Consider the following 24,452-nt stretch of genomic DNA (forward strand, 5'->3'; position numbering starts at 1 on the left):
ACTTCTATATATAGGTGTAGTCAATTATGAAACAGCAGCAGCACCGCCAACGATTTCCGAGATTTCTCGGGTAATCGCCGCTTGACGCAGCTTGTTATAAACCAACTGTAAATCGTTAATAAGGTCACCAGCATTATCTGTTGCCGCTTTCATCGCAACCATACGTGAAGACTGCTCAGAGGCAATATTTTCCATTACCGCTTGATAAACAATCGACTCAATATAGCGACCAAGCAATTCATCAATTAACGTCTTGATGTCAGGCTCGTAGATATAATCCCAGCTAAGTTCTGTCTGTAGACCACTGTCTTCATCATCAAATGACTGCTCTGGTAGAGGAACCAACTGATTAACTGTTGGTTTTTGAGTCATCGCATTGACGAATTGGTTGTAGACCACATAGATACGGTCAATATTGCCGTTGCTATAGTCTTCAAGCATCGCTTGAACCGGTGCATTCAATTGTTCAAACGTTGGTTTATCGCCATAATCGGTCACAGCCGATGTAACTTTACCACCAAAGTTTTTGAAAAAACTCACACCTTTGGCACCGATGACTGCAAACTCAGCTTGTACAGACTGATCTTGATAATCTTGGATACTTTTAGTTAGGGCTTTGAATAAGTTAATATTCAAACCACCCGCTAGGCCACGGTCAGAGGTAATGACAATATAGCCAACCTTATTGACTGGACGCGATACCATATACGGATGTTTGTAGTCTGATGAGGCATGCACCAAATGTGAAATAACCCGGCGCATACTATCAGCATACGGGCGACCCACGTCCATGCGCTCTTGTGCACGGCGCATTTTACTTGCCGCTACCATTTGCATAGCACGAGTAATTTTCTGGGTGCTTTTAATACTGGTGACTTTGGCACGTATCTCTTTTAAGCTTGCCATAATGATTCCAATATAAGAGGGTTAAAAAGCATTGGCGCATGCGACAATCGTTTGATATACAACATCAATCCTACAGAATAACATTTTATATCTTGTGGCATTACGCGATCTAATACCGGTAATGGTTAAAACAGTGGCGCAAATATCTGGTCAGACAACGCGCCACTTTATCAGCTCTAAGCTACAGTTATAACCAATTCGGCTTAACCCGTTAAATTAATAACTGTGATTTTGTTTAAAGGTCTCTAGAGATGACTTTAAACGACCTGCGATATCATCATTGTAGTTCGCAGTGTCATCAATCTCACGCATCAATTCACTTTGCTCATCATGCATATAACGTAGGTACGCTTCTTCGAAAGAACCAATCTTTTCGACAGGTACGTCAGCTAAGAAGCCTTCGTTTGAAGCATAGATAACGGCTGCTTGCTCAGAGATTGACATCGGCTGATACTGCTTCTGCTTCATCAATTCAGTCACACGCTCACCATGATCAAGCTGCTCGCGAGTTGCATCATCAAGATCTGATGCGAACTGAGCGAATGCTGCTAGTTCACGATACTGAGCTAGAGCGGTACGAATACCACCAGATAGCTTTTTGATGATCTTAGTCTGAGCGGCCCCGCCCACACGAGATACCGAGATACCAGCGTTTACTGCTGGACGGATACCTGAGGCGAATAAGCTAGACTCTAGGAAGATCTGACCATCAGTGATCGAAATAACGTTGGTTGGTACGAATGCAGATACGTCACCAGCTTGTGTTTCAATGATTGGTAGTGCGGTTAGAGAACCAGTTTTACCTTTCACTTCACCGTTAGTGAACTTTTCTACATAATCAGCATTTACACGTGATGCACGCTCAAGTAGGCGTGAGTGTAAATAGAATACGTCACCAGGATAAGCTTCACGACCTGGCGGACGACGTAATAGTAGTGAAATCTGACGATAAGCAACTGCTTGCTTTGATAAGTCATCAAATACAATCAGTGCATCTTCGCCGCGGTCACGGAAGTATTCACCCATCGTACAACCTGAGTACGGTGCGATATACTGAAGTGCTGCAGGCTCTGATGCTGAAGCAACCACAACAGTGGTATATTCTAGTGCACCAGTTTGCTCAAGCTTACGTACTACGTTAGCGATAGTCGAACGTTTCTGTCCGATAGCCACGTATACACATTTAATGCCTGACGCTTTCTGTGCGATGATCGCATCGATAGCCATCGCTGTTTTACCAGTCTGACGGTCACCAATGATAAGCTCACGCTGACCACGACCGATTGGGATCATGGTATCAACGGCTTTATAACCAGTCATTACTGGTTGATCTACTGATTGACGGTCGATAACGCCTGGAGCGATCTTTTCGACTTTATCAGTCATCTTGGCATCGATAGGACCTTTGCCATCAATAGGATTACCCAAAGCATCAACAACACGGCCTAACAGCTCAGGACCTACTGGTACTTCAAGAATACGACCAGTACAATAGGCTTTTTGACCTTCTTGCAGCTTTAGGTAATCACCAAGTACTACCGCGCCAACAGAATCACGCTCTAAGTTTAGAGCCATTCCGTAGATTTCGCCTTCAAACTCAATCATTTCGCCGTACATGGCATCTTCAAGACCATGAATCTGCACGATACCGTCAGATACTTTGACAATCGTGCCTTCATTCTTTGCAGTTGCACCCGCATCAAGGTCTTGAATACGCTGCTTAATCAGGTTACTGATTTCCGCTGGATTCAATTGTTGCATTGCCTTGTTTCCTTTAATTTATGATAACCCGCCCACTGACTTAATTGCTCTTATAATCATACAGTCAATATTTGACTGTATTGATGATTGGCATTAGGCAGTTAGCTGTGTTTTTAACTGTTGTAACTTGCCGCGCATCGAATCATCAATGACTTTGTCACCGACTTTGATTGTAGCGCCTGCCAATAGACTTGGATCAACTGATTCGTGAATCACTACACTAGCATTTAGCGAGGCAGCAAGACGCGTTTGTAGCGTTTGACGCTGTTCATCAGTCAATGGGTAGGCAGAGGTCACATATGCGTCAAGCTGCTTTAAGCTTATTGCCTTGTGACGGCGATAATGCTCATAAACTTCAGGAAGCAGCGCCAGACGCTCTTGTTCTGATAACTGTTTAACGAAGTTACTAAGTGCTACTGATACTTTTGGATAGCTTACGTTACTGTCAAGGCTAGTCCCTTGAGCTTCGCTTAATAACTGCTTAAAAGCAGAATCATTAGCGCTAGCTACTTGCGTATCATAAAGATCGACCAAAGCAGCTGACTTATGCTCAGCAGAAACAGCTGGATTGTCTAGCCAAGTACTGAACGACTTGTCATTGACAACAGTGCTAGCAACAAGTAAGAAGTTTTCCCACTCGTTGACTGCGCCGTTTTCGTTGGCATAGTCAAACGCGGCTTTAGCGTACGGTCGTGCTAAGGTTGATAAGTCAGCCATTATATCCTCACAATTACAGCTTCGCCGCCAGTTGGTCTAACATACTGGCATGTTTTTGCACATCGACTTTGTCTTGCAAAATCTTCTCTGCACCAAGTACAGCCAGTTCAGCAACTTGGGCACGTAATGATTCACGCGCTTGATTGATTTCTTGATCGATAGATGCTTGCGCTTGTTGACGAATGCGCTCGCCTTCCGCTTGGGCTTGCGATTTTGCATCTTCGACGAGCTGATTGGCACTCTTGTTCGCTTGCTCGATTAGAGCGGCAGCCTTGGTCTTTGCAAGATCAAGTTCCTGCTGGACATTTTGCTCCGCGGTCGCCAAATCTGCTTTTGCTTTTTCTGCGGCATTCAGACCTTCAGCAATTTTACGCTGACGCTCATTGATGGCACCGATAAGTGGTGGCCACACGAATTTCATGCAAAAAATCACAAATATTGCAAAAGCAATGGCTTGACCGACGAGGGTAAAATTGATATTCACGTGATCACCTCTTTGTTAATGAAAAATCAGTTTCATTGATCATGTTTGGTAGTCAAATCTTGACTATATTTGATAGAAATTCTCCGAATACCAAACATTTACAACTGAGCTTTCGGATTAACCTGCTAGAGGGTTAGCGAACAACAATAGCATAGCAATACCAACACCGATCATCGGAATAGCATCAAGAAGACCTGCTACGATGAACATACGAGTTTGCAATTGTGAGCCAAGCTCTGGTTGACGCGCAACGCCTTCTAAGAATTTTCCACCTAGAATAGCAAAACCAATACCTGTGCCAAGTGCGCCAAGACCGATAAGTAGTGCTACTGCGATAACTGTGTAACCACCTAATACTGGATCCATTGATGTATCCTCATTTACCTATTGAATGTCTAATTAATGTTCAGTTGATGATGCAAGCGACATATAAACTATCGTCAGCATCATGAATACGAACGCTTGAAGTGTAATAACTAAGATGTGGAAGATAGCCCACGGTACCGATAACGCCCATTGAATCCAAAACGGCATTAGAGCAATCAGTATGAAAATCAATTCCCCAGCATACATGTTGCCGAACAGACGCAAACCAAGTGATACAGGTTTGGCTATTAGAGTAACTGCTTCTAGGATGAAGTTGATGGGAATCAAAATCGCTTGTACGATTGGGTTCTTGGCGCCAAACGGATGTAGTGTTAACTCACCGATAAAGCCGCCCAAACCTTTTTCTTTAATGCTATAAAAGATAATCAGTGCAAAGACAGAGAACGACATGCCAAGCGTGATGTTAGGATCAGTCGTTGGAACAATCTTAAAGAAAACATGATGTGGATCATGGCCCATAGCGGCACCGATTTGTCCAGCAATACCTGGAATGAAATCAACAGGTATTAAATCCATCAAGTTCATCAAAAAGATCCAAACAAAAATGGTCAACGCCAATGGCGCAATCAGTTTTGATGTACCACTGTATGAATCACGAACGTTGTTATCAACAAACTCAACGATCATCTCAACTGCGGCCTGAGTTTTTCCTGGCACGCCTGAAGTGACTTTTTTGGCAACCATCCAAAAGACGGCGCAAAATAAGATACCTAGACCAATCGACCATAGCATAGAATCAAGATGGATAGCATTAAAGCCCATTGCCCCTGCTTCTTCAGCAGTATGAGCAACTTTCCAACCTTCGCCCGGCAAATAGCCATACGTCCAATTCGTTAAGTGGTGAGAGATATATTCTGATGATGTTTGCTCGGATGCCATAATGTAAGCTTCTTATTAATCAACGATTTAATCAACTACCAAAAATATGGTTGTCATCTGATGAGGTGTAGTATTTATATCTATCTTGCTATTAAACAAATAAATAAACCGTACTAAATCACTCATGTAACCAACAACATCCAACCCATAGTTCTATTACTAATATGCAATATTTGATAGCGTGAGATAAATTTTAGCTATCAAAAAAGGGCTTATGATAACTCAGTAATAGCCCTTGCATTTTTATACGCAAAATTATTATATATGTGCTTGCCCACTGACCGTTTTTTACGATCGGCGCTTAATGTAGCGCTTATAAGCAAAATATTTAGCCGCCTATATTAATGCAGCGTTGTATTCGTGTAAAGTCAATTGTGATTTTTTTATCCACTGTATGAATAAGTTAGCCACCAGTTTTACTTGCTAATATAACCACTAACCATAATTAGATATCAGTAATCTAATTATCAGCGATACAGATAGTTGAATAACCCCTACCCTCTCACTGCATACTACGTCTAACATTGAGACTCATAGTGCGGTCTTTATAATCACTGGTGCTATCCTAAGACAGCGTTGTGCTTCGACTTTTCGAACTAGTCATAGAGAAGCTGGACGGCAGGGTGACTTGCCAGTACTATTAATAAACCATCTGTTTAGCGATCATTTATTAGCGCTAGCGTATATGCCACAACATCCAACTGTGACTAATTTGCATTACCATAAAACCGATAAACAGCGCTGGCGCAGATAGGGGTTGTACGGTAATAAAAATTAGTGCAAAACCAAATACGGTCAATAACCATTTTGACATTTGACCCCGATATAGCTGGCTAACGATGTGTTGGCGCGCGCGATATCCGGTGTACCAAAAAATAAAAAACGCAAATACTGCTTGAGTGATAAAACTTAGTAGCGCACCAATTGCAGTGCTTTTTGCTATCGTAAGCTCACTATGTAACCAAATAGTATCTACTAACCAAGCAATGATAATAAGGATAAATAGTATCCATGCTTGTCGTTTAATATAGATGCCAATCTTGTCTTTTTGCGTGCGTTTGGCAGGCTTGGTCATCGGTATTCCTATAGCCCTTACAGCATTGGGACAATATATCATACTTATGATAATTTTATCCGTGAATGACTTACTCTACAGGCATTACCTTTCGGCCAAAATAAAACGCTACTTATTATAGGTAGAGCGTAACTATTAAGCAAGTAAAATATGACTTTTATCAGTCACCTAACGCATTTTGCTAAGATTATTATATTATTTAGTCTGTAATAAATGCTTGAAGCGAAGCTATACAACCAACTTAAACAATCCTAGCAAATTGCTGTTTTTGGCTACATTACGAGATACATTGATATATCTGTTTGGCCATATTTTGCCAACCGCTGATAAAGTCATCGCTACTACTCATATCTTCTGGCTGTACCGTACTCGTCACTGGTTGTAACTTCGCAAGTAAGCCTTTTGCTGGCTCACTTGGACTGACTAAACACATTTGCTTGGCTGGGCGCTGCTCATTTAACCAACGGAGTTGGCTTGCTTTGGGTGAGAGATGATGATCTACGCTAAGGCTGCCAACGAGCGTTAAGTGTAAGCTGTCTTCGATATACTGATAAGCATCGTGATAAGCCCAATAAGGTCGTGTTTTTGAGGCACTTTTAATAGAGGTTTGCTCAAATGCAGTAACTTCTTTGTCTAGTTGCTGTGCAAATTTTTTCGCATTGGCTTGATACAAGTCCTTATATTGTGGATTGGCATGGCCATGAATCACAGCCAATGCACGGGTAATGGCTTTGGCATTTTCAGGGTCTAACCAAATATGTGGATCTAGTGTACCCGCGATAGCGTCGCCCTTTACATCACGTAATGGATGTCGATTGAATGCATCAAACTCAAATAAAGCAATGGCATTTGGGGCTGTTTTCAGGCTCGCTGCTAGATTGTTTTCTAACGGCTCACCGAACCATACCACAAACTTGCTGTCTTTGATTGCTTTGATATCACCTGGGCTGATACTACCATGATGACCCACCTCCCCCGCTTGCAATAGTCGATTGGCTGATGGCGCGCCTTCTGTTACTGCTTCACTTAACAAGAATAGCGGATAATTACTGACACTGACCGTTGCAGCTTGTGCATTCAGTGTGAAAGTTCCTAGAACTATCAGTCCTGTCATTAGCAAGCGCTGTAATGTGATAAGCGAACGTACGGAGTAAGTAAAAACAGCGTTCATAGTAAGCTCTTTTATTGTTAGATAGCATTGTTGGATAACGAACGTATGAGTAATAGTGTCTTGCCCCACTCCTGTAAAAAGGGTAGATATACAAGACTACTATAAGACAATTAACTCATTTCTTATTTTAGTATGTTATACTATAACAATAAAAAACGCTATCATAAAAAACGTCATGCGATTACCATGCTATTTTTAGGAGCTTGTACCATGTCTATTACTTCATCGATCTGCGAACATTTGCATGATGTGCAAGATCTGACTCCGCATGATGTTCATGAACGCTTAGCAGCAGCTAAAGAGCATTGCCGTCTAAATGGCGCGCGATTTACGCCTTTGCGTCAGCAGATATACCAATTGGTCTTAGAGGCGGATCAGCCCGTTGGCGCTTATGACCTAATCACGCAGTTGCAGCAAATGCGACTGTCTATACCTGATGACAGTGATACTCAAGAAGCAGCGAGCTCACCAACACTTTCGGTAGAAACTAAGACAACTAAAAAAAGCGCGCCGAAAAATGTCGCGCCACCGACGGTTTATCGCAGTTTAGAATTTTTGCTAAGTGAAGGGTTGATTCATCAGTTAACCTCTATTAATGCTTATGTTCCCTGCTGTCATCCTCGTGCCCAGCATACAGCCGCCTTTTTGATCTGCGATCAGTGTCAACGGGTTCAAGAATGCAGCAGCCTGCCCGTTCAGGAAATGATGAGCTTCGCCGAGCAAGATGTGGGGTTTGTGGTTGAGCGTAGTGTCATTGAGCTTAGCGGTCGTTGCCAAGCTTGCCAGTAAAATTAAAGCTACTATAGTTTGTGTAAACGTTTTAAGCATGATTCGTCGATTGTCTATTTACCTATGCGTTGTCATATTATGAATACCTCTACCCTACCTTCTAATCAGTCAAATACTACCGTTGCGAATAGCAGTACTGTGAGTAATGCTGACAAATTATTGAGCTTAACCAATATCAGTTATCATATCGGGCCTCAACGCCTGCTCTCTCACATAGATATCGACATTGCTGTTAATGAAACGGTCAGCCTTATCGGTCCCAATGGCGCTGGTAAGTCAACGCTAGTCAAACTTATCTTAGGTTTGATTGAGTCAACTGATGGCTCTATGACAGCACATCATCCGCTACAGCTTGGCTACGTACCGCAGCGATTTGCTGTGCCACCGATATTGCCGCTACGTGTCTGCGACTTGTTGGGGCAAGCAGATAAGAAACGTTTAACCCCTGAGCAGCGGCAGTTTATCTTTGATAACTTATCATTAACCCATCTACTGTCACGGCAGATGTTGCATTTATCAGGTGGTGAGACGCAGCGCGTGTTGCTAGCTAGAGCGCTACTAGACAAACCTAACTTGCTTATTTTAGATGAGCCGATGCAAGGTCTCGATCCCGATACTGAAGTTTGGCTATATCAGTTTATTGATGAGCTGCCTGATTTCTTACGTTGCGCCATGCTAGTGGTGTCTCATGATTTGCACTGGGTCATGAAAGGCAGCCGCCGCGTCATTTGTTTGAATAAGCATATTTGCTGTGAAGGACAACCAAGCGAGCTGGCCATTAGTACTGAATTTCAAAAGCTATTTGGTCATCATTATGAGCAGCCATACGTGCATCAGCCTCATGCCTGTGAACACCATGCGCCAAGCGAGTTATAGCGTTAGTAATCAAGGCTCAAAATCGCCAAAATCCAGCTCATTAAAGCCAAAAATATTGAACATATAAATAATACGGCTTTACTCTATTTATAAAATTTTTACGGACATTCATTATGACTGCTTGGTTAGCCATCATTGCGCCTGCTTGGATCGCTGGCAGTATATTAGCGTTATTATCAGCGCCGTTAGGTTGCTTAGTATTATGGCGGCGTATGGCGTTTTTCGCCGATGCCTTAGCCCATGGCACGTTGTTAGGTGTGGCTTTAGCGGTGTGGTGGCAATTACCAATGGGTATCGGCATTGCATTAGTCAGTGTCATGGTCGTACTGGGATTGGTCTTGATTGATGATGAGCGTCTGCCAGTGGATGCTGTATTGGCAGTCGTGTCAGTGTCGCTCTTGTGCCTAGGATTGCTGGCTTTGACCCAATTGACTGACCAACAGGCCAATGTGCTCGGGTTTTTGTTCGGCAACTTATTAGATCTTGATTGGGCAGATTTGCCTTTGCTTGCTGGTAGCGTATTAGCTGGCTTGGGACTGCTTATCTATATTTGGCCTGCGCAAATCAAGCTTGCAACGCATGAAGCATTGGCACGTATTCAAGGTATCAACCCAACACGGCAACGGCTGTTTTTTATGGGTGTACTGGCAGGGTTTTGTGCGATTGCACTACAAGCGGTTGGTAGTCTATTAATTAGCGGGTTATTAGTGCTACCTGCACTGACCGCACGTCTATGGTCAGCATCGCCAAAACAAATGGTGATTATAGCGTTGATAATCGCTCAACTGGGTGTGACACTTGGTGTGTGGGGCAGTATTTGGCTAGATATTCAAACAGGTCTTTCTATCGTCTTGATATTAGCTGCTTTATTTTTTACTGCACTCATTTTTTCGAAGTTAATAAAGATAAAACTTTAGTTAGCGTCGCTGTAAATACGTTATAATGAATAAATTACGACTGTTTTTCGCTATCTTTTTGTTCGACTTTATTTTATTAATATAATGAATACTTTAGCTCAATAATACTATAAGGTGGCTCTAGACTTTAAATTTGCTATTACTAGTTGATAGTATAAATATTGTTGATTAGAGTTAAAGTAAGCTCAAGGCAAACGCTGTGCTCTTTTATAGTAGATTAATAATAATTATAAATACCCAGTGAAAAATAGTAGCTCATTTATCCATACTCGCGCTAACAATACTTATTGTTGTGATTCGATAAGGGACTGAACCAATGCCAAACTATCCTGCCAATAAGTTAAGCACCTCTGACCAAACGATAAATATCTTACAGATTACTGATTTGCACTTATCGACGCCTGTCTTTGTTGATGAGAATAATACCTATAATGATGACGTGACTTGTCAGCGTAGCTTTGAAGCAGTGCTTCAGCAGGCGCTTAGTGAAGATATTCGCTGTGATTTAATTATTGTGACAGGTGACTTGGTCAATCGAGTAAAGTCTTCAATTTACGATCATATCTTTACTGTATTACAGGCGACTCAGATTCCTTTTGCTTGTATTGCTGGTAATCATGATGTGACGGACGAGAATGGTAAAGACTTGCCATTTTTTCAGCGAGAGCTTGTCGCTCAACCTGCTGACTCACGTTTGTTAAGTCGTCATGTCATTGAGACTGACTTCTGGCAGCTGTTGTTATTAGACTCATCCATTTCTGGTAAGGTCGCAGGCGAGATTACGCCTACTGATATTAATTGGTTATGTGAGAGACTCAGTACCTGTAATAAGCCTGCATTAATCGCCCTACACCATCATATTGTTCCAGTTGACTCTGACTGGATTGATACCCATATGGCAGAAAACACTGAGAGCTTTTGGGAGCATATGGCACCATTTGAACAGCTACAAGTGGTGATCAGTGGGCATACTCACCAAGAGCAAGTTCGACTGCGCCAAGGCGTCACGGTGTATAGCACGCCATCTACCTGCTATCAGTTCAAACCCTATGAAGATGATTTTTCTTATGATGAGCATGCATTACCAGGATATCGCTGGTTGCAATTAGCCAACAATGGAACAGTTGAAAGCTGGGTTGAAAGACTAGATACTTGATGCCCAGAATTATTGGCACTGGTATAAGCCTTAGCCCTTTATACTTATAGCTTTCGTCAATAATTCCTAATAAAAAATACAGTGATGAACAAATAAAATATGCATTCAATATAAAAAATCACTTCATTATTATTACAAACAATGATACAACTTATGAAATAAAGCAAGGGTGGCCCAATATCTAATATGAAGCCACTGCACGATAGCTAGGATGGCCCATTAACCACAAGCTCAGTTTTCACAATCAATGACCTACGGCATGCTTTAGACAGTATTATTAAAACCGAAGTTTATATAACAATCTATCTAACAATCGGTATATAACTGTCAAGATATAAAGTCTACGATATTATTTGATCAGCTGTGTTACTTGTATTACCAAGTGGTGAAACGTTTGATAAAAGGACAAATTGTAGCGTTTGTAGCATTAATAACGTCTTGTCTTTTGATACGTCGTTTTATTGAATTAATTTGAAAAAGTAGGATACCCATATGAGCACCCTGACCACGAATCCGAGTGAAGTTAAATTTACTCCTTATGTGCCGGCCAAAGACGAAGAGTATATGTCTGATGCGCAGTTGGAGCACTTTAAGGCTATTTTATTGGATTGGAAAAACCAACTGATTGGCGAAGCGGATCGTACCAAAAACTACATCCAAGATGAGTCAAGCGCCATGCCAGACATCAATGACCGTGCCACTCAAGAAGAAGAGTTTGCATTGGCATTACGTACTCGCGACCGTGAGCGCAAACTTATCCGCAAAATCGACAAATCTATGTTAGAAATCGAAAATGATGACTATGGATTTTGTGAGACTTGTGGTGTAGAGATTGGATTACGTCGCCTTGAAGCACGTCCAACCGCAACTCAATGTATCGACTGCAAAACCTTATCTGAAATCAAAGAACGTCAAAACCAAGGCGCTTAGATCAGATATTACAGATATAAATGTAAGCAGAAGCGACCTTATAATAGGTCGCTTTTTGTATTTTAGACTGTCACTATTTTGCTGCATTACTAATTTTGCTCTGAAAAACACAATCGCTTGAATAATGACATGACTAACAAAATAATCTCATTTAATGAATATCTTTTGATACTTATATTTATTATTCTATCTTTATTACCTCTTATAGACAGCCATTTATTTTGAAAACAATGCCTACAGCCATGCCGACTCAAACGCCACCATCACAGCCCATTGGTCGCTTTGCGCCTTCACCAACGGGTGAGTTACATCTTGGCTCTCTAACCACTGCGCTTGCTAGCTTTTGCCATATCAAATCAATCGGTGGTAAATGGCTGCTGCGTATGGAAGATACCGATACTGAACGCTGTGATCGGCAGTTCACTGAGCAAATTTTGATGGATCTGGAGGCACTTGAGCTACATTGGGATGGTGATGTTATTTATCAGTCTGAGCGCATTGATATCTATAACGATTATCTATCATCATACCTAGGGCCGTTGACCTATGGCTGCCAATGTTCCCGTAAAGACTTAGAACAGTACTGGGCGCAAGAAGAGATAAGTAGAAACCATAGTCTTGCCAGCTTAGCTGCGCTGACCGACCAGACATCGTTAGACGAACAAGTTTCATCAATTGGCCAAGTACAACCAAATAGGCAGCGCTATCCGCGGCGCTGTGTGGCAGCTGACCTTGATAGACAGCAGCATAAGCTACGTATTCAGCTACCAGACTATCGGATTGGCTTCAATGACGGTATTCAGGGATTGCAGTGGGATAACCCGCAGCAGACGTTAGGCGATATGGTCGCTCGCCGCCAAGATGGTATGATTAATTACATATTGGCAGCCAGTCTCGATGATGGTCTACAGCAGGTTACTCATATCATGCGTGGCCTTGATATTCTACCTATGACGACGGCGCAAATCGGTATCATGCAAGCCGCGCGCCTACCCACTATTGACCAATGGTATCATCTGCCATTGATTAATAATGCTGATGGCCAAAAGCTCTCTAAGCAAAACCTTGCTCAACCAATCGACACATCAGATTCGAGTCAACTTATTGCTGAAGCTCTATCGCTACTGCAGCAACCAAAGGTCGATATCGATACCCCAGAAAATATGCTTAAACAAGCTATTGCTCAATGGGATAACACCCCACTACAAGGCAAGCAACAGTTAAACCTTACCTATTAATAAGAGTTCAAAAGCTATAAATAGACAATAAAAAGCGCCACCATTTGTGACGCTTTTATTGCAATAATGCTAAACACTATTTATTACCGAAAATCTGAAGCTATGCAGAGACTATTATATATAGAGCCTATTAGTAATAACGGCATTGGCTTTTCTCAATTTCAGGGCTTTCTTTATATATCTTCAATAATAGCGCGACCATAACCAAGCTAATCAACATAGACGATCCGCCATAACTAAAGAACGGCATAGTGAGACCTTTGGTTGGAATAGCGCCCATATTCATCGCAGCGTTAATAATCGTCTGGGCAATAAATACTACACCGATTCCGAAAGCGGTATAGCTCATACGCATTTGACGACGTTTTAGCGCGTTGTAACTGATGCGCATCGCACTACCGATGATCAACGCTTCAAGTATCAGTACCATGCTGACACCGACGAACCCTAACTCTTCACCCGTAATGGCTAATAAAAAATCCGTATGCGCCTCAGGCAAATGCGACAGTTTCTGTACACTTTCGCCATAGCCGACACCTGTGAACTGGCCACGACCAAAGGCGATCAAACTACGTGCCAACTGATAATCAGTATCTTGCACATCATCAAATGGATCCATAAACGACATCACACGCACCAATCGGTACTCTGCCGTAGTCACCATCAACACTGCACCGCCAACAGCAGCAGCACCCAAGGCTAAGAAGTGCTTGTAAGGTGCCCCAGCGATATAAAAAATCGCGAACAGCGTACCAATAATGACGACAAAAGAACCAAAGTCTGGCTGCGACAATAGCAGTATCGTGATCAGCGCCACTACCAACATAATTCGTAAGAAACCATCTAGGCCATTACGAACCTCAAAAGATCGACGCACCACAAAGTCAGATACAAACACAATCATGACCAATTTGGCTAACTCAGCTACCTGAAAGTTAAAACCGCCTACCGTAAGCCAGCGCTTAGAACCATTAATTGGTGTGCTAAACAGTGTGGCAACAAGTAATAGCCCTGTGATGCCTAACAAAGCAAACTGGGTCTCGGTCTTATATAGGGTGCGTAAAGACACGCCATAATAAGGAATGACCGCAACAATTAAGCCAATCGTCATATACAACAGCTGATTTTTGAAAAAATACAGCTCTGTCATACCGCGGCTGAGCGCAAAAGGGATAGAAGCAGAAGCAACCATCAGCAGACTAAGCACCATCATACAGCCGACGCTTGATAATAAAATTGCACGCGCTGACGGCATAGACAGAACCCCGTCTGAGCCAGAGGCTTGCTTGGTTTGGGGCGAGGAACGAAAAAAAGAAGAGAGCGCCATAATTTTATATACACTAACAAACGAAAAAACACGGCGTCTATGAAACGCCACCGTTTAAAAAATCATAAAATAAATCGTACTAAATAGATGGTAATAAAAAATCTTTAACCCTCGGCAAACGCCTTAGCTAGCACCTATTTCAGTAATCAAGATTATATGCTTGACAGTAGCAGCAATCTATAAGCAAAACAATCATTTATCCAGAAAATACTGGCTGTTGCTAGAGAATAGACATCTGCTATGCCAACCTATATAGCTGCTTAATATATTCGACTACCTATCAAGCTTCTAATTGTGCGGTGTCTAATTGCTTGACCAGTTGGCTAAAGTGTTCACCGCGAGCCGCATAACCACTATATTGGTCAAAGCTGGCGCAGGCAGGTGACAGCAATACAGCCTGTACTTGCGATAAACTACTGGTAGTGACTTGTTGGATAGTCGCAAATGCATTCTCTAATGTCTGACACTGATGTAGTGCAACATCATCACTCAGTTTCGCAGCTCTTAGATGTTGTTCAATCTTCTGACCATCTTCACCAATGAACAAGACTTGGCTCACGTATTGATTGATAAAAGGCGTTAATTCACCGAACTGTTGCCCTTTGCCTTGCCCGCCTAAGATCAATAGTAGCTTACCGTCTTTCGGCGCATAGACTGCACCCAAGCCTTCGATAGCGGCCATGGTCGAACCAATATTTGTGCCTTTAGAATCGTTGAAATAATCAATACCAGCAGCGTTAGCCACATATTGGCAGCGGTGCTCAAGACCTGTAAACTGCTGTAAAGTGGTCAGCATACTCTCTAGCGGTAACCCTGCAAGCTCGCCAAGCGCCAGAGCCGCTTGAGCATTCAATAGATTATGACGACCTTTAATCAACAGTTTGTCTGCCGACAGTAATCTTTCTGTACCACGAGCAAGATAAGTTTGGCCTTCTGTGTCGGTAATCAGACCATACTGACCTTTATCAGGGGCATGAATACCCGTACTAATTCTCGGTAGGTTGTCTGCGACCAATGGACGAGTGAGTGCATCTTCACGGTTAATCATCACCGACTTGGCACCTTGGAAAATACGATGTTTGGCTTGATGGTAGCCAAGCATATCTCCATGACGATCTAAATGATCAGGCGACATATTGAGCACAGTTGCTACTTTTGCGCCCAAGTTAGTGACGGTTTCTAATTGGAAACTAGACAGCTCAAGCACCGCAAGCTCCATATCAGGATTCGCTAGCAATGTTAAAGCTGGTACACCTATATTGCCGCCGACACCTACGTTAACGCCAGCATCTGCTGCCATTTGGCCGACTAACGTAGTGACCGTACTTTTAGCATTAGAACCTGTAATCGCTACGATTGGTACGGTACACGCTTCACAGAACAGTTGAATATCGCTAACTACAGGAATATTGGCTTGCCGAGCAGCAGCTACAGCGGCAGTTTCGAGAGAAATACCTGGGCTAATAATAATACGAGCCGCTTGCTGCAATAAATCGGCATCTATCGCACCAAACTGACGAATCTCTATCTCGGCTGGCAACTGCTCGGCCAATTTAGGGGTAACTTGAGCATCAGTGACTGCGACTTGATAGCCTTGCTTGGCCAGATAATGCGCGACTGACAATCCAGACTGCCCCAAACCGACCACGACTTGTAGACCACTACCCTTATGAAGTAAGGCTTCTGTTGCTGTATTAGTGGTCATATCTATTCCTTCTATATAAACGAGAAAAGTTGTATCAAATAAGTCTGCTGTATAGCGACTCTAATCGGCGCTGCTAAGACATGCAGCATCTTAACGCCATCGTTCAGATTTCGGTACTGATTTTTTATGAGTTTATGCTATTATTCGCCTGTTTTTATATTAAGTGGCTAATGCTATAATAGTCAGCTTGACTAATATTTATCAGTATTTTGCTGAGCACATTGCTCAAGCATTTTAGTTTAGCATGTTGTCACATTTATCGCGCTATTGTCACGCCTCTTCATCAACGATTCTTGTTGTAATAAGGGTGTATCAGACAATTTTGATAATTTGACGAGTGATATATCACCTTCTACTACAGCAAGTGATTGCTGACTCTATATATTATTGTAGGTACATTTATCTAGTTGCCTATTTTAAGCAATCTTTTAAAAAATATTTTTAGGTAATTTACTGCCCTTATCATCGTATTGATTATTGATGAGCGTATTTTTGATACCAAAAAAATCAGTAGATATCTTGGTTATTAGTTAGATACTTTGGTTATTAGTTAGATATTTTGGTTATTAATTTCTCACAATCCAACACAGCAACATGACCTAGTGCATGTTGAAGTAAAAGAAAAATGAATAGCTATTATTAGCGACGCGATCATTTTATAAATGAGTAATGATTACTTTTTTTGCCTCTAACCCTATGTAGTTTACTTATGACATCTTTTATTGATAACTTGCGTGACGAGTGGTTTTCCAATGTTCGCGGTGACGTTTTATCGGGTTTGGTTGTAGCCCTAGCCCTTATTCCAGAAGCCATTGCCTTTTCTATTATCGCTGGTGTTGATCCAAAGGTTGGCTTATATGCCTCATTTTGTATCGCGGTAGTGATCAGTTTTGTCGGTGGTCGTCCAGGTATGATTTCGGCAGCAACTGGCGCGATGGCATTGGTCATGGTCGATTTGGTTGCTGACCACGGTCTGCAATATTTGCTTGCCGCAACTTTGCTTTGTGGTGCTATTCAGGTCGTGATGGGCATTCTAAAACTTGGTAATCTGATGCGCTTTGTTTCTCGCTCAGTGGTTATCGGTTTCGTCAATGCTTTAGCAATATTGATTTTTGCTGCGCAATTACCAGAATTGAACCCGATGACTGAACGTGTTGGCATGACTGTTTATATCATGACGGCAGCTGGTTTGGCGATTATTTATCTGTTTCCACTTATCCCTAAAATCGGTCGCATCGTTCCTTCACCGCTTATTTGTATTGTAGGTTTGACCGCTGTTGCAATGTATATGAATCTCGATATTCGCAATGTTGGCAGCATGGGTGATTTGCCAGATTCATTGCCAGTATTCTTGTTACCTGACATTCCGTTAAACCTAAATACCTTGCTGATTATTGCGCCATACTCTATCGCGCTTGCCATCGTTGGTCTTTTAGAGTCTATGATGACAGCGACAATCGTCGATGAATTGACCGATACCCCAAGTGATAAAAACAAAGAGTGTCGTGGTCAAGGTATGGCTAATGTCGTGTCGGGTTTCTTTGGTGGTATGGCAGGCTGTGCGATGATTGGCCAGTCAATGATCAACGTCAAATCGGGTGGTCGTACGCGTTTGTCTACTTTGATGGCCGGTGTAGTCCTTCTGATTATGGTCGTGTTTTTGAGCGAGTGGGTCAGTCAAATTCCAATGGCAGCCTTGGTTGCAGTCATGATTATGGTATCGATTGGTACGTTTAACTGGCAATCTATTCGCGAATTTAAGACACACCCAATGTCGTTCAATATCGTCATGCTAGCGACTGTATTGACTACCGTCTTTACTCACAACTTAGCTTACGGTGTCGGCGTAGGTGTCTTACTATCTGCTTTGGCATTTGCCAATAAAATTGGTCAGTTCCTAACCATCTTTAGTGAATATGATGACAGCAGCAACACTCGCTACTATTATGTTCAAGGACAGGTATTCTTTGCCTCTACTACCCAGTTCTTACATAGTTTTGATACCAAAGAGGCTGTAGATAGTATTCAGATTGATGTAAGCCAAGCACATTTTTGGGATGTTAGCGCTGTTGATACCTTGGACAAACTAGTGATGCGCTTGCAACGTGAAGGTATTGATGTCAAAGTGGTAGGACTCAACAATGCGAGTCGAACACTGATTGATCGCTTCTCTGTTCATGACCGCCGAGACATTGGCTTGTTAGACTAAGCGAAACTGTTAAGCGAATCTACGCGGTTGCCATATGGCTGTATTATTAGTCCATGGCTGATGTATCGGATATTAATAGACAGTTATATTAGTAAAAGGGTTGGATGTATTTTGCATACGCCAACCATAAACTGAGATAGCCGATTTTTATTATTAAAATGATGTGGTCGTTTTATGAGTAATTTAAAACCAGATAGTGTGATTGCTTGCTTGGACTGTCCTGATCATGTTCAAGCGGTACTAGAAGCTAGTATGTGGGCTTCTATTCGCCTGCGCGCGCCTGTTGGCTTATTGCACTCGATGCCAAGCTTGCAGCAAAAAGCCGCTATCAATTATTCTGGTTGCCTCAATATTGATGACGAAAACGCTTTGCTCGAACAGTTCACATCCAAAGAGCATCTGAGCAACTGTGAGCTAAAAGCGCAGGGCCGACTGCTATTATCTCAAGCGACCTCGTATTGTGAGCAGCAACGTCATAAGTTAAAGACATATACACTACATCGTCATGAGAACCTCAATCAGAGCATTGATTACGTCGATGACCAAGCACAACTGATCGTTATAGGCCATCACGTCACCTGCAAATCAACGCTGAGCCAACTCATTCGAGTCAGTCATTGCCCCATTTTGGTGACACATGCACCATTTTTGCCCCCTACTACTGCTTTATTTGCGTTTGATAACAGTCCAACGTGCCATAAACTACTAAATTGGCTGTGTAAAACGCCACTGGTGCGTGCACTAACGGTTCATATTGTGATGGTTGGTAAGGAAACTTCTGATAACTGTGATGCGTTGCGTGAAGCCTACGCCAAGCTCAAACAGGCGGGTATCAAATCCAAAAAGACATTGCTTGACTGCCGTGATGTAGCTGCGGCTTTGAACTACTATCAAAACCAACATGATATCGGTTTACTTATGACTGGGGCTTTTGGCCAATCTCGTCTACGCGAATTACTACAAGGTAGCGACACTAAAAAGCTATTGGTCAGCACAAAAACCCCTTATCTACTATTTCCTAAAGCATAACGACGTATATATAAATACGCCTTAGTCCTTTATCTACCTAGGCTCAGGGGCCTGACTACTATGTTAGGCTCTGCCGCTTATCTCTATTTTCTCTCTACCTTCCCGCCATTCATCTTTGATACGCTTGCATGAAAAGGCCAAGCTAACGACCAAACTCAAGTTAGCAAATCGTCACATGAAATAAAGGGATAGCCTCCCCAAGCACTCAAAAAGTTGGTTATAATAAAGTTTTCGTTAACCAAACGCTAAAGATTGATTCACCTTTATTATGCTTGTAGCGATGGCTCTAATCGTTGCATCGTAGCCCATACTCTATGTTACTACTGTTATTACTTTTTAATGAACAACGCCAATTCTACCTCCCCCCTTGAGTAGGTTGGCACAGTTCTTGAATAACTTACAGTAAGCAAGGCAGAGATATGATGATGCACCATAGTACTTCTATCAATCTGCGGCATCACACAAATAAGGAATTTTTTATGAAGCTAATCACTGCGATCTTAAAACCGTTTAAGCTCGACGACGTGCGTGAAGCGCTTTCCGACATCGGTGTTAAAGGTGTCACTGTCACTGAAGTCAAAGGTTTCGGTCGTCAAAAAGGTCATACGGAGCTCTATCGCGGCGCAGAATACGTGGTGGACTTTTTACCTAAAGTAAAAGTCGAAGTCGCTGTGATCGACGAGATGGTTGAGCCTGCTATCGAGGCAATCACTCGTATCGCTAGCACTGGTAAGATTGGTGATGGCAAGATTTTCGTCACTGCACTTGAGCAAGTTATCCGCATCCGTACGGGTGAAACGGGACCTGACGCTATCTAAATTTGAAGACCTACCTACGGGCATAAACTTATAGGTACAGACTCTTACAGTATTTTTATCTATCGGTAATGCCGATATCTATATTATAAATTCAAGGGGGAATTTAAATGGAAAGTCAAATCTTTGAGCTCCAATATGCGCTCGATACGTTTTACTTTTTGATATGTGGTGCGTTGGTCATGTGGATGGCAGCAGGCTTCACTATGTTAGAGGCCGGACTGGTCCGATCAAAAAACACAGTCGAAATCTTAACCAAAAACATTGCCCTATTTGCAACGGCTAGTATCATGTATATGGTATGTGGCTATGCGATTATGTATGGTGGCGATCTATTCTTAAGCGGAATTGCAGGCGGTGATACGTTAGTAGAAGACGCCCTAGCAGCCTCTGCTGAAAACGGCTTCGGTGGCGACTCTGTCTACTCTGCCGCATCAGATTTTTTCTTCCAAGTAGTCTTTGTAGCGACCTGTATGTCAATCGTATCAGGTGCGGTTGCTGAGCGCATGAAACTGTGGTCATTCTTATTATTCGCTGTGGTCATGACTGGTGTTATCTACCCACTAGAAGGTAGCTGGACATGGGGCGGCAACGATGTCTTTGGTCTATTCAACCTAGGCGACATGGGCTTCTCTGACTTTGCAGGCTCTGGTATTGTACATATGGCCGGTGCTGCAGCAGCTCTAGCAGGTGTATTGCTCTTAGGCTCACGTAAAGGTAAATATGGCCCTAATGGCGAGATACGTGCTATTCCTGGTGCCAACCTACCATTAGCGGCACTCGGTACACTAATCTTGTGGATGGGTTGGTTCGGTTTCAACGGTGGTTCAGTGCTTAAATTAGGCGACATCGCTAGTGCTAATGCTGTTGCAATGGTATTCTTGAACACTAATGCTGCTGCTGCTGGCGGTGCTGTCGGTGCCTTAATCTTAGCCCGCATCATCTTTGGTAAAGCGGATCTAACCATGCTTCTAAACGGTGTACTAGCAGGTCTAGTTGCCATTACTGCTGAGCCTTCAACTCCTTCTGCATTACAAGCTACTATCTTCGGTGTTATTGCCGGTATCATTGTAGTGTTATCAATCTTAGCCTTAGACAAAATTAAAATTGATGATCCAGTTGGTGCAATCTCAGTTCACGGTGTGGTCGGTCTATTCGGTCTACTAATCGTACCTATTACTAACCCAGCATCTACCTTTATCGGTCAGATTGTGGGTGCTGCAACCATCTTTGCTTGGGTATTCATTGCCAGCCTAGTGGTTTGGTCTATCATCAAGCTAGTTATCGGTCTACGTATCTCTGAAGAAGACGAATACGAAGGTGCTGATATTGCAGAATGTGGTATGGAAGCTTACCCAGAATTTATAAGATAAGCTCCTTTCAAGTAAGCTAAAGATTGATGTTAAATGCGCTGATACTACCCACTGTAGTATCGGCGTTTATAATTTTAGTGTTTAAAGTTCTCCCCTGTTGAAGCCATAAGCTTAAATCTAAAACGTAAAAAATCCCGCGAGACCTTTCGGTAACGCGGGATTTTTATGTATTACGCTAAAACTAATTTTTTAGTTTATTTCTTTTTCCACTCTTGGCTACGAGAGAATGGTCCGATATAGCCTTTTAGCTTCAATGTGTTGCCGCTTAAGCTTGCAGTCATACGATAGTCTTTGCCTTTTTCAGGGTCAGTAATCGTACCACCACTATATTTACCACCACCGTCAGCTTTTAGACCTTTAATAATGGTCGTACCAACGTGCTTTTTGCCTTTAGCTGAGTTAGTAGCAATAAGAGTACCGGTCAACACACCATTTGACTCAGTGATCTTTACCGTACCTTTTGGCTTGCCTTCATCATATGTCTGCCAAGTAGTGTTGGCTAATGGGTCAGCGGCGAATGCCATGCTAGCAATACCAATACCAGCAACTGCTAAAGTGGTCTTTGTAAATAATTTCATAGATTGACTCCCTTCATACAATGATTACTCGAAACGTTATGTTTCTGTTGTCCTATGCTTATCCTTTGCTAGAACCTTTCATTACGAGCTTTACGGTTTCGACCTTTTTAAATGATAGTTACCATTACAACTTATAAGCTTTTGGTTAAAGATTCGAGCGATACAAGCGATGTCTTAACTCATTATAAGCAATTTTTAGGTTTTGCCTAGTAATTTTTTTACAGTTTCTTATTTCTGTAAAAATAAAACCATATCAAAGACTTATAGGAAAGGATTGTCGATATCTTTATCTAATTGGTCATCATTTTCCTTTGACTTAGCATCATTCTTACTATATAGATTTTTATCTGCAAATGCTTGTACGATTTTCCCCGACAGCTCATGTAGCTGTTGGGCTTGGTCGTATCCTAATTCGTCAAAAGTGAGATCAATATCACCATATATAATAATCTTGTCTTTTTGATTTTCAATGACAAGATCACCAATCTGCATGCTTTGATGGTCGTTGGCGAATGGCTCAATCATTTGATTATCCTTATTATCAGTAACATTTTATATTTTTCGAAATGTGGATATTTTAGGGGCTTACTTTCAGCTTAAGCCTGCAATTGTGCAATTAACCACTCTAAAATAGCCCAGACAAACAGCATCCACTCAGGCTCCTCCACAGGCGCCTCAGGGGTATCTGAGCTCTCACCCGCCTTCAATGGTAAATCAAACGCTTGAGATTTGGACTGACTATCTAGCATAGGTAATACATCGATACCAATCTCAGTAGTCAGCTCATCGATACTAATTACGTCGATGCGTTCTGACTCATCATTTGGGGCGTAATACACGCCTGCTTGATTGGTTGCTGGGATATATACAGCTTTGAAGAAGTGACTAGGCACAAGGACACGGTTAGCGAGCTGCTTGGTTTTTTTATCAGTAAATGCCACACCCGTGATGGTATACACCTCACCGTATTGCTGCGTTAAATACCGAGTGGCAGATTCAATATTACGCCAAATGTAGCGATTGTTACGTGGTGACTGCGGAGCAATATTGGCTAAACTAAAGCTATCATACTGCTGGCTGCGATTGGCCATATTGGCATTGGGTGCCAAATGACCTCGATCATAGCCAGAGCCTGAATAATCGGATAATGAGGCTCGTGCTGACTTTGGCAGTTTACTCTCTTCGTGAAAGCTATCTTCACGATCGATCTGCTTAGCTTGTTGTAGACGTGTGCGATCGAGATGCTCTGCTGACCAAAGCGGTGTACGCGATACCCCCGAGTACATGACCGCAAAGCCATCCATGCATAGCGCTTGTGTGTCTTTTTTTAGCTTGGTATTGGTAAATTCAGGATAAACACCCCCATAAAAAGACTGGCTACACTGGGTCAAATCATCAGCGTGTGCTTGGGTAATACCCGTCGCGACAAGTAATACTGCCATCAGCGCACTATTCTTACATCCGTACTTAAGCCTACTAAAACTTATCATTCAACTTTCAACCATTTATACTTGCCGTTACATACTTGCTATCCTAGCAGGCGCTTGCCAATAAAGAAAGATAGCGCGCAAGTCGTGACATTTTAAATGGTATCCGCTATACTTAGGCGTTCAAAAAACGGTGAAGTGGGTGAGTGGCTGAAACCGCACGCCTGGAAAGTGTGTATACGTTCATAGCGTATCGAGGGTTCGAATCCCTCCTTCACCGCCAATCTTATTTTGCGTAAGCAAAGCCTCAGTTTTTCTATCTTGTTCTACCCTTCTCTAAATATTTTTTGACAGTTTAATAGTAAGACTTTCAGTCTATACTCATCCTCTACTGCTGTCTGAAAAATTTCTGTTTAGCATTAATTCCGTGTGTTGTATGAATCTAATAAATAAATATATATCTAATAGCACATTGATTGACCAAGCTAAAAAACTCGTATCATGGACTGAGAGTGACTCATAAAATGATTCGATATTCTATTACGATTCGTTTTATTATCAGCTTAATTTTATCCCTAGACCCTTATACGAAAAGGCTTTGAGTTTTTCTGTGGCGCTCAATCTAGTTTTATATCAATGCTAGTCAATATTGCTATTCCGTACAAAAATGTAATAACAGTAGGGTCACTGATACTCGGCAGAT

23 protein-coding genes and 1 tRNA gene are annotated in these 24,452 nt (G+C 42.2%); 11 read left to right on the forward strand and 13 right to left on the reverse strand.

Translation table 11 applies throughout. From position 1 onward, the window contains the following. Positions 1-24: 24 nt before the first annotated feature. The 8 genes from atpG to CXF60_RS11880 form a co-directional block, all read right to left on the reverse strand. The gene (gene atpG / locus CXF60_RS11845; RefSeq protein ID WP_102092096.1) at positions 25-906 is read right to left on the reverse strand and encodes a F0F1 ATP synthase subunit gamma; all 882 of its coding nucleotides are present in this window, start codon (positions 904-906) and stop codon (positions 25-27) included. A gap of 216 nt (positions 907-1,122) precedes the next feature. Then, positions 1,123-2,667, reverse strand: coding sequence for a F0F1 ATP synthase subunit alpha (atpA, locus tag CXF60_RS11850; RefSeq protein WP_057762002.1), 1,545 nt, complete (start codon positions 2,665-2,667; stop codon positions 1,123-1,125). A gap of 93 nt (positions 2,668-2,760) precedes the next feature. Continuing rightward, entirely contained in the window at positions 2,761-3,384 is a 624-nt protein-coding gene (locus tag CXF60_RS11855; protein WP_057762004.1) for a F0F1 ATP synthase subunit delta, read from the reverse strand. Between the two features lie 13 nt (positions 3,385-3,397). Beyond that, positions 3,398-3,868, reverse strand: coding sequence for a F0F1 ATP synthase subunit B (locus CXF60_RS11860; protein WP_101205956.1), 471 nt, complete (start codon positions 3,866-3,868; stop codon positions 3,398-3,400). Positions 3,869-3,985: 117 nt separating this feature from the next. After that, complete coding sequence (gene atpE, locus CXF60_RS11865) at positions 3,986-4,234, reverse strand: F0F1 ATP synthase subunit C (RefSeq protein WP_010197960.1); 249 nt, start codon at positions 4,232-4,234, stop codon at positions 3,986-3,988. A gap of 33 nt (positions 4,235-4,267) precedes the next feature. Beyond that, a complete protein-coding gene (gene atpB, locus CXF60_RS11870) occupies positions 4,268-5,134 on the reverse strand; it encodes a F0F1 ATP synthase subunit A (protein ID WP_101205957.1) in 867 nt (288 codons plus the stop codon). 676 nt (positions 5,135-5,810) lie between these two features. Further along, positions 5,811-6,209 (reverse strand): ATP synthase subunit I, encoded by a 399-nt coding sequence (locus CXF60_RS11875; RefSeq protein ID WP_102092097.1) that lies wholly within the window; start codon positions 6,207-6,209, stop codon positions 5,811-5,813. A 277-nt stretch (positions 6,210-6,486) separates the two neighbouring features. Next, entirely contained in the window at positions 6,487-7,380 is an 894-nt protein-coding gene (locus tag CXF60_RS11880; RefSeq protein ID WP_102092098.1) for a metal ABC transporter solute-binding protein, Zn/Mn family, read from the reverse strand. Between the two features lie 210 nt (positions 7,381-7,590). On the opposite strand from CXF60_RS11880, the gene CXF60_RS11885 reads away from it, so the two are divergent. From CXF60_RS11885 to gluQRS, 6 genes are all read left to right on the forward strand, one after another. Then, positions 7,591-8,169 carry a Fur family transcriptional regulator gene (locus CXF60_RS11885; RefSeq protein WP_102092146.1) on the forward strand — a complete coding sequence of 193 codons (579 nt, stop codon included), beginning with the start codon at positions 7,591-7,593 and terminating at the stop codon, positions 8,167-8,169. Positions 8,170-8,247: 78 nt separating this feature from the next. Then, positions 8,248-9,045: a metal ABC transporter ATP-binding protein gene (locus CXF60_RS11890; protein ID WP_102092099.1), complete on the forward strand. Its 798-nt coding sequence runs from the start codon at positions 8,248-8,250 to the stop codon at positions 9,043-9,045. Positions 9,046-9,158: 113 nt separating this feature from the next. Continuing rightward, the gene (locus CXF60_RS11895; protein WP_101205961.1) at positions 9,159-9,962 is read left to right on the forward strand and encodes a metal ABC transporter permease; all 804 of its coding nucleotides are present in this window, start codon (positions 9,159-9,161) and stop codon (positions 9,960-9,962) included. A gap of 316 nt (positions 9,963-10,278) precedes the next feature. Beyond that, positions 10,279-11,118, forward strand: a complete 840-nt coding sequence (locus tag CXF60_RS11900; RefSeq protein ID WP_102092100.1) for a metallophosphoesterase — start codon at positions 10,279-10,281, stop codon at positions 11,116-11,118. 492 nt (positions 11,119-11,610) lie between these two features. Further along, positions 11,611-12,048: an RNA polymerase-binding protein DksA gene (dksA, locus tag CXF60_RS11905; protein WP_057762021.1), complete on the forward strand. Its 438-nt coding sequence runs from the start codon at positions 11,611-11,613 to the stop codon at positions 12,046-12,048. Positions 12,049-12,290: 242 nt separating this feature from the next. Beyond that, on the forward strand, positions 12,291-13,286 hold the full coding sequence (gluQRS, locus tag CXF60_RS11910) for a tRNA glutamyl-Q(34) synthetase GluQRS (protein ID WP_102092147.1): 996 nt from the start codon (positions 12,291-12,293) through the stop codon (positions 13,284-13,286). A gap of 130 nt (positions 13,287-13,416) precedes the next feature. On the opposite strand, the gene CXF60_RS11915 is transcribed toward gluQRS, so the two are convergent. Both CXF60_RS11915 and murD read right to left on the reverse strand, forming a co-directional pair. After that, the gene (locus CXF60_RS11915; RefSeq protein WP_180958148.1) at positions 13,417-14,613 is read right to left on the reverse strand and encodes an FtsW/RodA/SpoVE family cell cycle protein; all 1,197 of its coding nucleotides are present in this window, start codon (positions 14,611-14,613) and stop codon (positions 13,417-13,419) included. A 280-nt stretch (positions 14,614-14,893) separates the two neighbouring features. Continuing rightward, the gene (murD, locus tag CXF60_RS11920; RefSeq protein WP_102092101.1) at positions 14,894-16,318 is read right to left on the reverse strand and encodes a UDP-N-acetylmuramoyl-L-alanine--D-glutamate ligase; all 1,425 of its coding nucleotides are present in this window, start codon (positions 16,316-16,318) and stop codon (positions 14,894-14,896) included. A 709-nt stretch (positions 16,319-17,027) separates the two neighbouring features. Between murD and CXF60_RS11925 the strand changes: the two genes are divergently transcribed. From CXF60_RS11925 to CXF60_RS11940, 4 genes are all read left to right on the forward strand, one after another. Next, on the forward strand, positions 17,028-18,527 hold the full coding sequence (locus CXF60_RS11925) for a SulP family inorganic anion transporter (RefSeq protein ID WP_057762027.1): 1,500 nt from the start codon (positions 17,028-17,030) through the stop codon (positions 18,525-18,527). Between the two features lie 174 nt (positions 18,528-18,701). Beyond that, the gene (locus CXF60_RS11930) at positions 18,702-19,556 is read left to right on the forward strand and encodes a universal stress protein (RefSeq protein WP_102092102.1); all 855 of its coding nucleotides are present in this window, start codon (positions 18,702-18,704) and stop codon (positions 19,554-19,556) included. A gap of 479 nt (positions 19,557-20,035) precedes the next feature. After that, positions 20,036-20,374, forward strand: coding sequence for a P-II family nitrogen regulator (locus tag CXF60_RS11935; protein ID WP_010197981.1), 339 nt, complete (start codon positions 20,036-20,038; stop codon positions 20,372-20,374). 107 nt (positions 20,375-20,481) lie between these two features. Further along, positions 20,482-21,744 (forward strand): ammonium transporter, encoded by a 1,263-nt coding sequence (locus tag CXF60_RS11940; RefSeq protein ID WP_102078333.1) that lies wholly within the window; start codon positions 20,482-20,484, stop codon positions 21,742-21,744. Positions 21,745-21,938: 194 nt separating this feature from the next. Here CXF60_RS11940 and CXF60_RS11945 read toward each other — a convergent pair whose 3' ends face one another. The 3 genes from CXF60_RS11945 to CXF60_RS11955 all read right to left on the reverse strand — a co-directional run bounded on the left by CXF60_RS11945 (position 21,939) and on the right by CXF60_RS11955 (position 23,764). Further along, on the reverse strand, positions 21,939-22,322 hold the full coding sequence (locus CXF60_RS11945; protein WP_101205965.1) for a DUF2147 domain-containing protein: 384 nt from the start codon (positions 22,320-22,322) through the stop codon (positions 21,939-21,941). A gap of 261 nt (positions 22,323-22,583) precedes the next feature. Beyond that, the gene (locus CXF60_RS11950) at positions 22,584-22,847 is read right to left on the reverse strand and encodes a hypothetical protein (protein WP_102092103.1); all 264 of its coding nucleotides are present in this window, start codon (positions 22,845-22,847) and stop codon (positions 22,584-22,586) included. A 71-nt stretch (positions 22,848-22,918) separates the two neighbouring features. Beyond that, positions 22,919-23,764: a DNA/RNA non-specific endonuclease gene (locus CXF60_RS11955; RefSeq protein ID WP_201548412.1), complete on the reverse strand. Its 846-nt coding sequence runs from the start codon at positions 23,762-23,764 to the stop codon at positions 22,919-22,921. A gap of 177 nt (positions 23,765-23,941) precedes the next feature. Between CXF60_RS11955 and CXF60_RS11960 the strand changes: the two genes are divergently transcribed. Beyond that, a tRNA-Ser gene (locus tag CXF60_RS11960) sits at positions 23,942-24,032 on the forward strand. The last annotated feature ends 420 nt before the right edge of the window (positions 24,033-24,452 follow it).

Source organism: Psychrobacter sp. 4Bb, from assembly GCF_002836735.1.
Lineage (GTDB): Bacteria > Pseudomonadota > Gammaproteobacteria > Pseudomonadales > Moraxellaceae > Psychrobacter.

Excerpts from the sequence above, each read along its gene's own strand:
- atpG (WP_102092096.1), bottom strand. The coding sequence starts at position 906 with ATGGCAAGCTTAAAAGAGATACGTGCCAAAGTCACCAGTATTAAAAGC.
- atpA (WP_057762002.1), bottom strand. The coding sequence starts at position 2,667 with ATGCAACAATTGAATCCAGCGGAAATCAGTAACCTGATTAAGCAGCGT.
- CXF60_RS11855 (WP_057762004.1), bottom strand. The coding sequence starts at position 3,384 with ATGGCTGACTTATCAACCTTAGCACGACCGTACGCTAAAGCCGCGTTT.
- atpE (WP_010197960.1), bottom strand. The coding sequence starts at position 4,234 with ATGGATCCAGTATTAGGTGGTTACACAGTTATCGCAGTAGCACTACTT.
- atpB (WP_101205957.1), bottom strand. The coding sequence starts at position 5,134 with ATGGCATCCGAGCAAACATCATCAGAATATATCTCTCACCACTTAACG.
- CXF60_RS11875 (WP_102092097.1), bottom strand. The coding sequence starts at position 6,209 with ATGACCAAGCCTGCCAAACGCACGCAAAAAGACAAGATTGGCATCTAT.
- CXF60_RS11880 (WP_102092098.1), bottom strand. The coding sequence starts at position 7,380 with ATGAACGCTGTTTTTACTTACTCCGTACGTTCGCTTATCACATTACAG.
- CXF60_RS11885 (WP_102092146.1), top strand. The coding sequence starts at position 7,591 with ATGTCTATTACTTCATCGATCTGCGAACATTTGCATGATGTGCAAGAT.
- CXF60_RS11890 (WP_102092099.1), top strand. The coding sequence starts at position 8,248 with ATGAATACCTCTACCCTACCTTCTAATCAGTCAAATACTACCGTTGCG.
- CXF60_RS11895 (WP_101205961.1), top strand. The coding sequence starts at position 9,159 with ATGACTGCTTGGTTAGCCATCATTGCGCCTGCTTGGATCGCTGGCAGT.
- CXF60_RS11900 (WP_102092100.1), top strand. The coding sequence starts at position 10,279 with ATGCCAAACTATCCTGCCAATAAGTTAAGCACCTCTGACCAAACGATA.
- dksA (WP_057762021.1), top strand. The coding sequence starts at position 11,611 with ATGAGCACCCTGACCACGAATCCGAGTGAAGTTAAATTTACTCCTTAT.
- gluQRS (WP_102092147.1), top strand. The coding sequence starts at position 12,291 with ATGCCGACTCAAACGCCACCATCACAGCCCATTGGTCGCTTTGCGCCT.
- CXF60_RS11915 (WP_180958148.1), bottom strand. The coding sequence starts at position 14,613 with ATGGCGCTCTCTTCTTTTTTTCGTTCCTCGCCCCAAACCAAGCAAGCC.
- murD (WP_102092101.1), bottom strand. The coding sequence starts at position 16,318 with ATGACCACTAATACAGCAACAGAAGCCTTACTTCATAAGGGTAGTGGT.
- CXF60_RS11925 (WP_057762027.1), top strand. The coding sequence starts at position 17,028 with ATGACATCTTTTATTGATAACTTGCGTGACGAGTGGTTTTCCAATGTT.
- CXF60_RS11930 (WP_102092102.1), top strand. The coding sequence starts at position 18,702 with ATGAGTAATTTAAAACCAGATAGTGTGATTGCTTGCTTGGACTGTCCT.
- CXF60_RS11935 (WP_010197981.1), top strand. The coding sequence starts at position 20,036 with ATGAAGCTAATCACTGCGATCTTAAAACCGTTTAAGCTCGACGACGTG.
- CXF60_RS11940 (WP_102078333.1), top strand. The coding sequence starts at position 20,482 with ATGGAAAGTCAAATCTTTGAGCTCCAATATGCGCTCGATACGTTTTAC.
- CXF60_RS11945 (WP_101205965.1), bottom strand. The coding sequence starts at position 22,322 with ATGAAATTATTTACAAAGACCACTTTAGCAGTTGCTGGTATTGGTATT.
- CXF60_RS11950 (WP_102092103.1), bottom strand. The coding sequence starts at position 22,847 with ATGATTGAGCCATTCGCCAACGACCATCAAAGCATGCAGATTGGTGAT.
- CXF60_RS11955 (WP_201548412.1), bottom strand. The coding sequence starts at position 23,764 with ATGGCAGTATTACTTGTCGCGACGGGTATTACCCAAGCACACGCTGAT.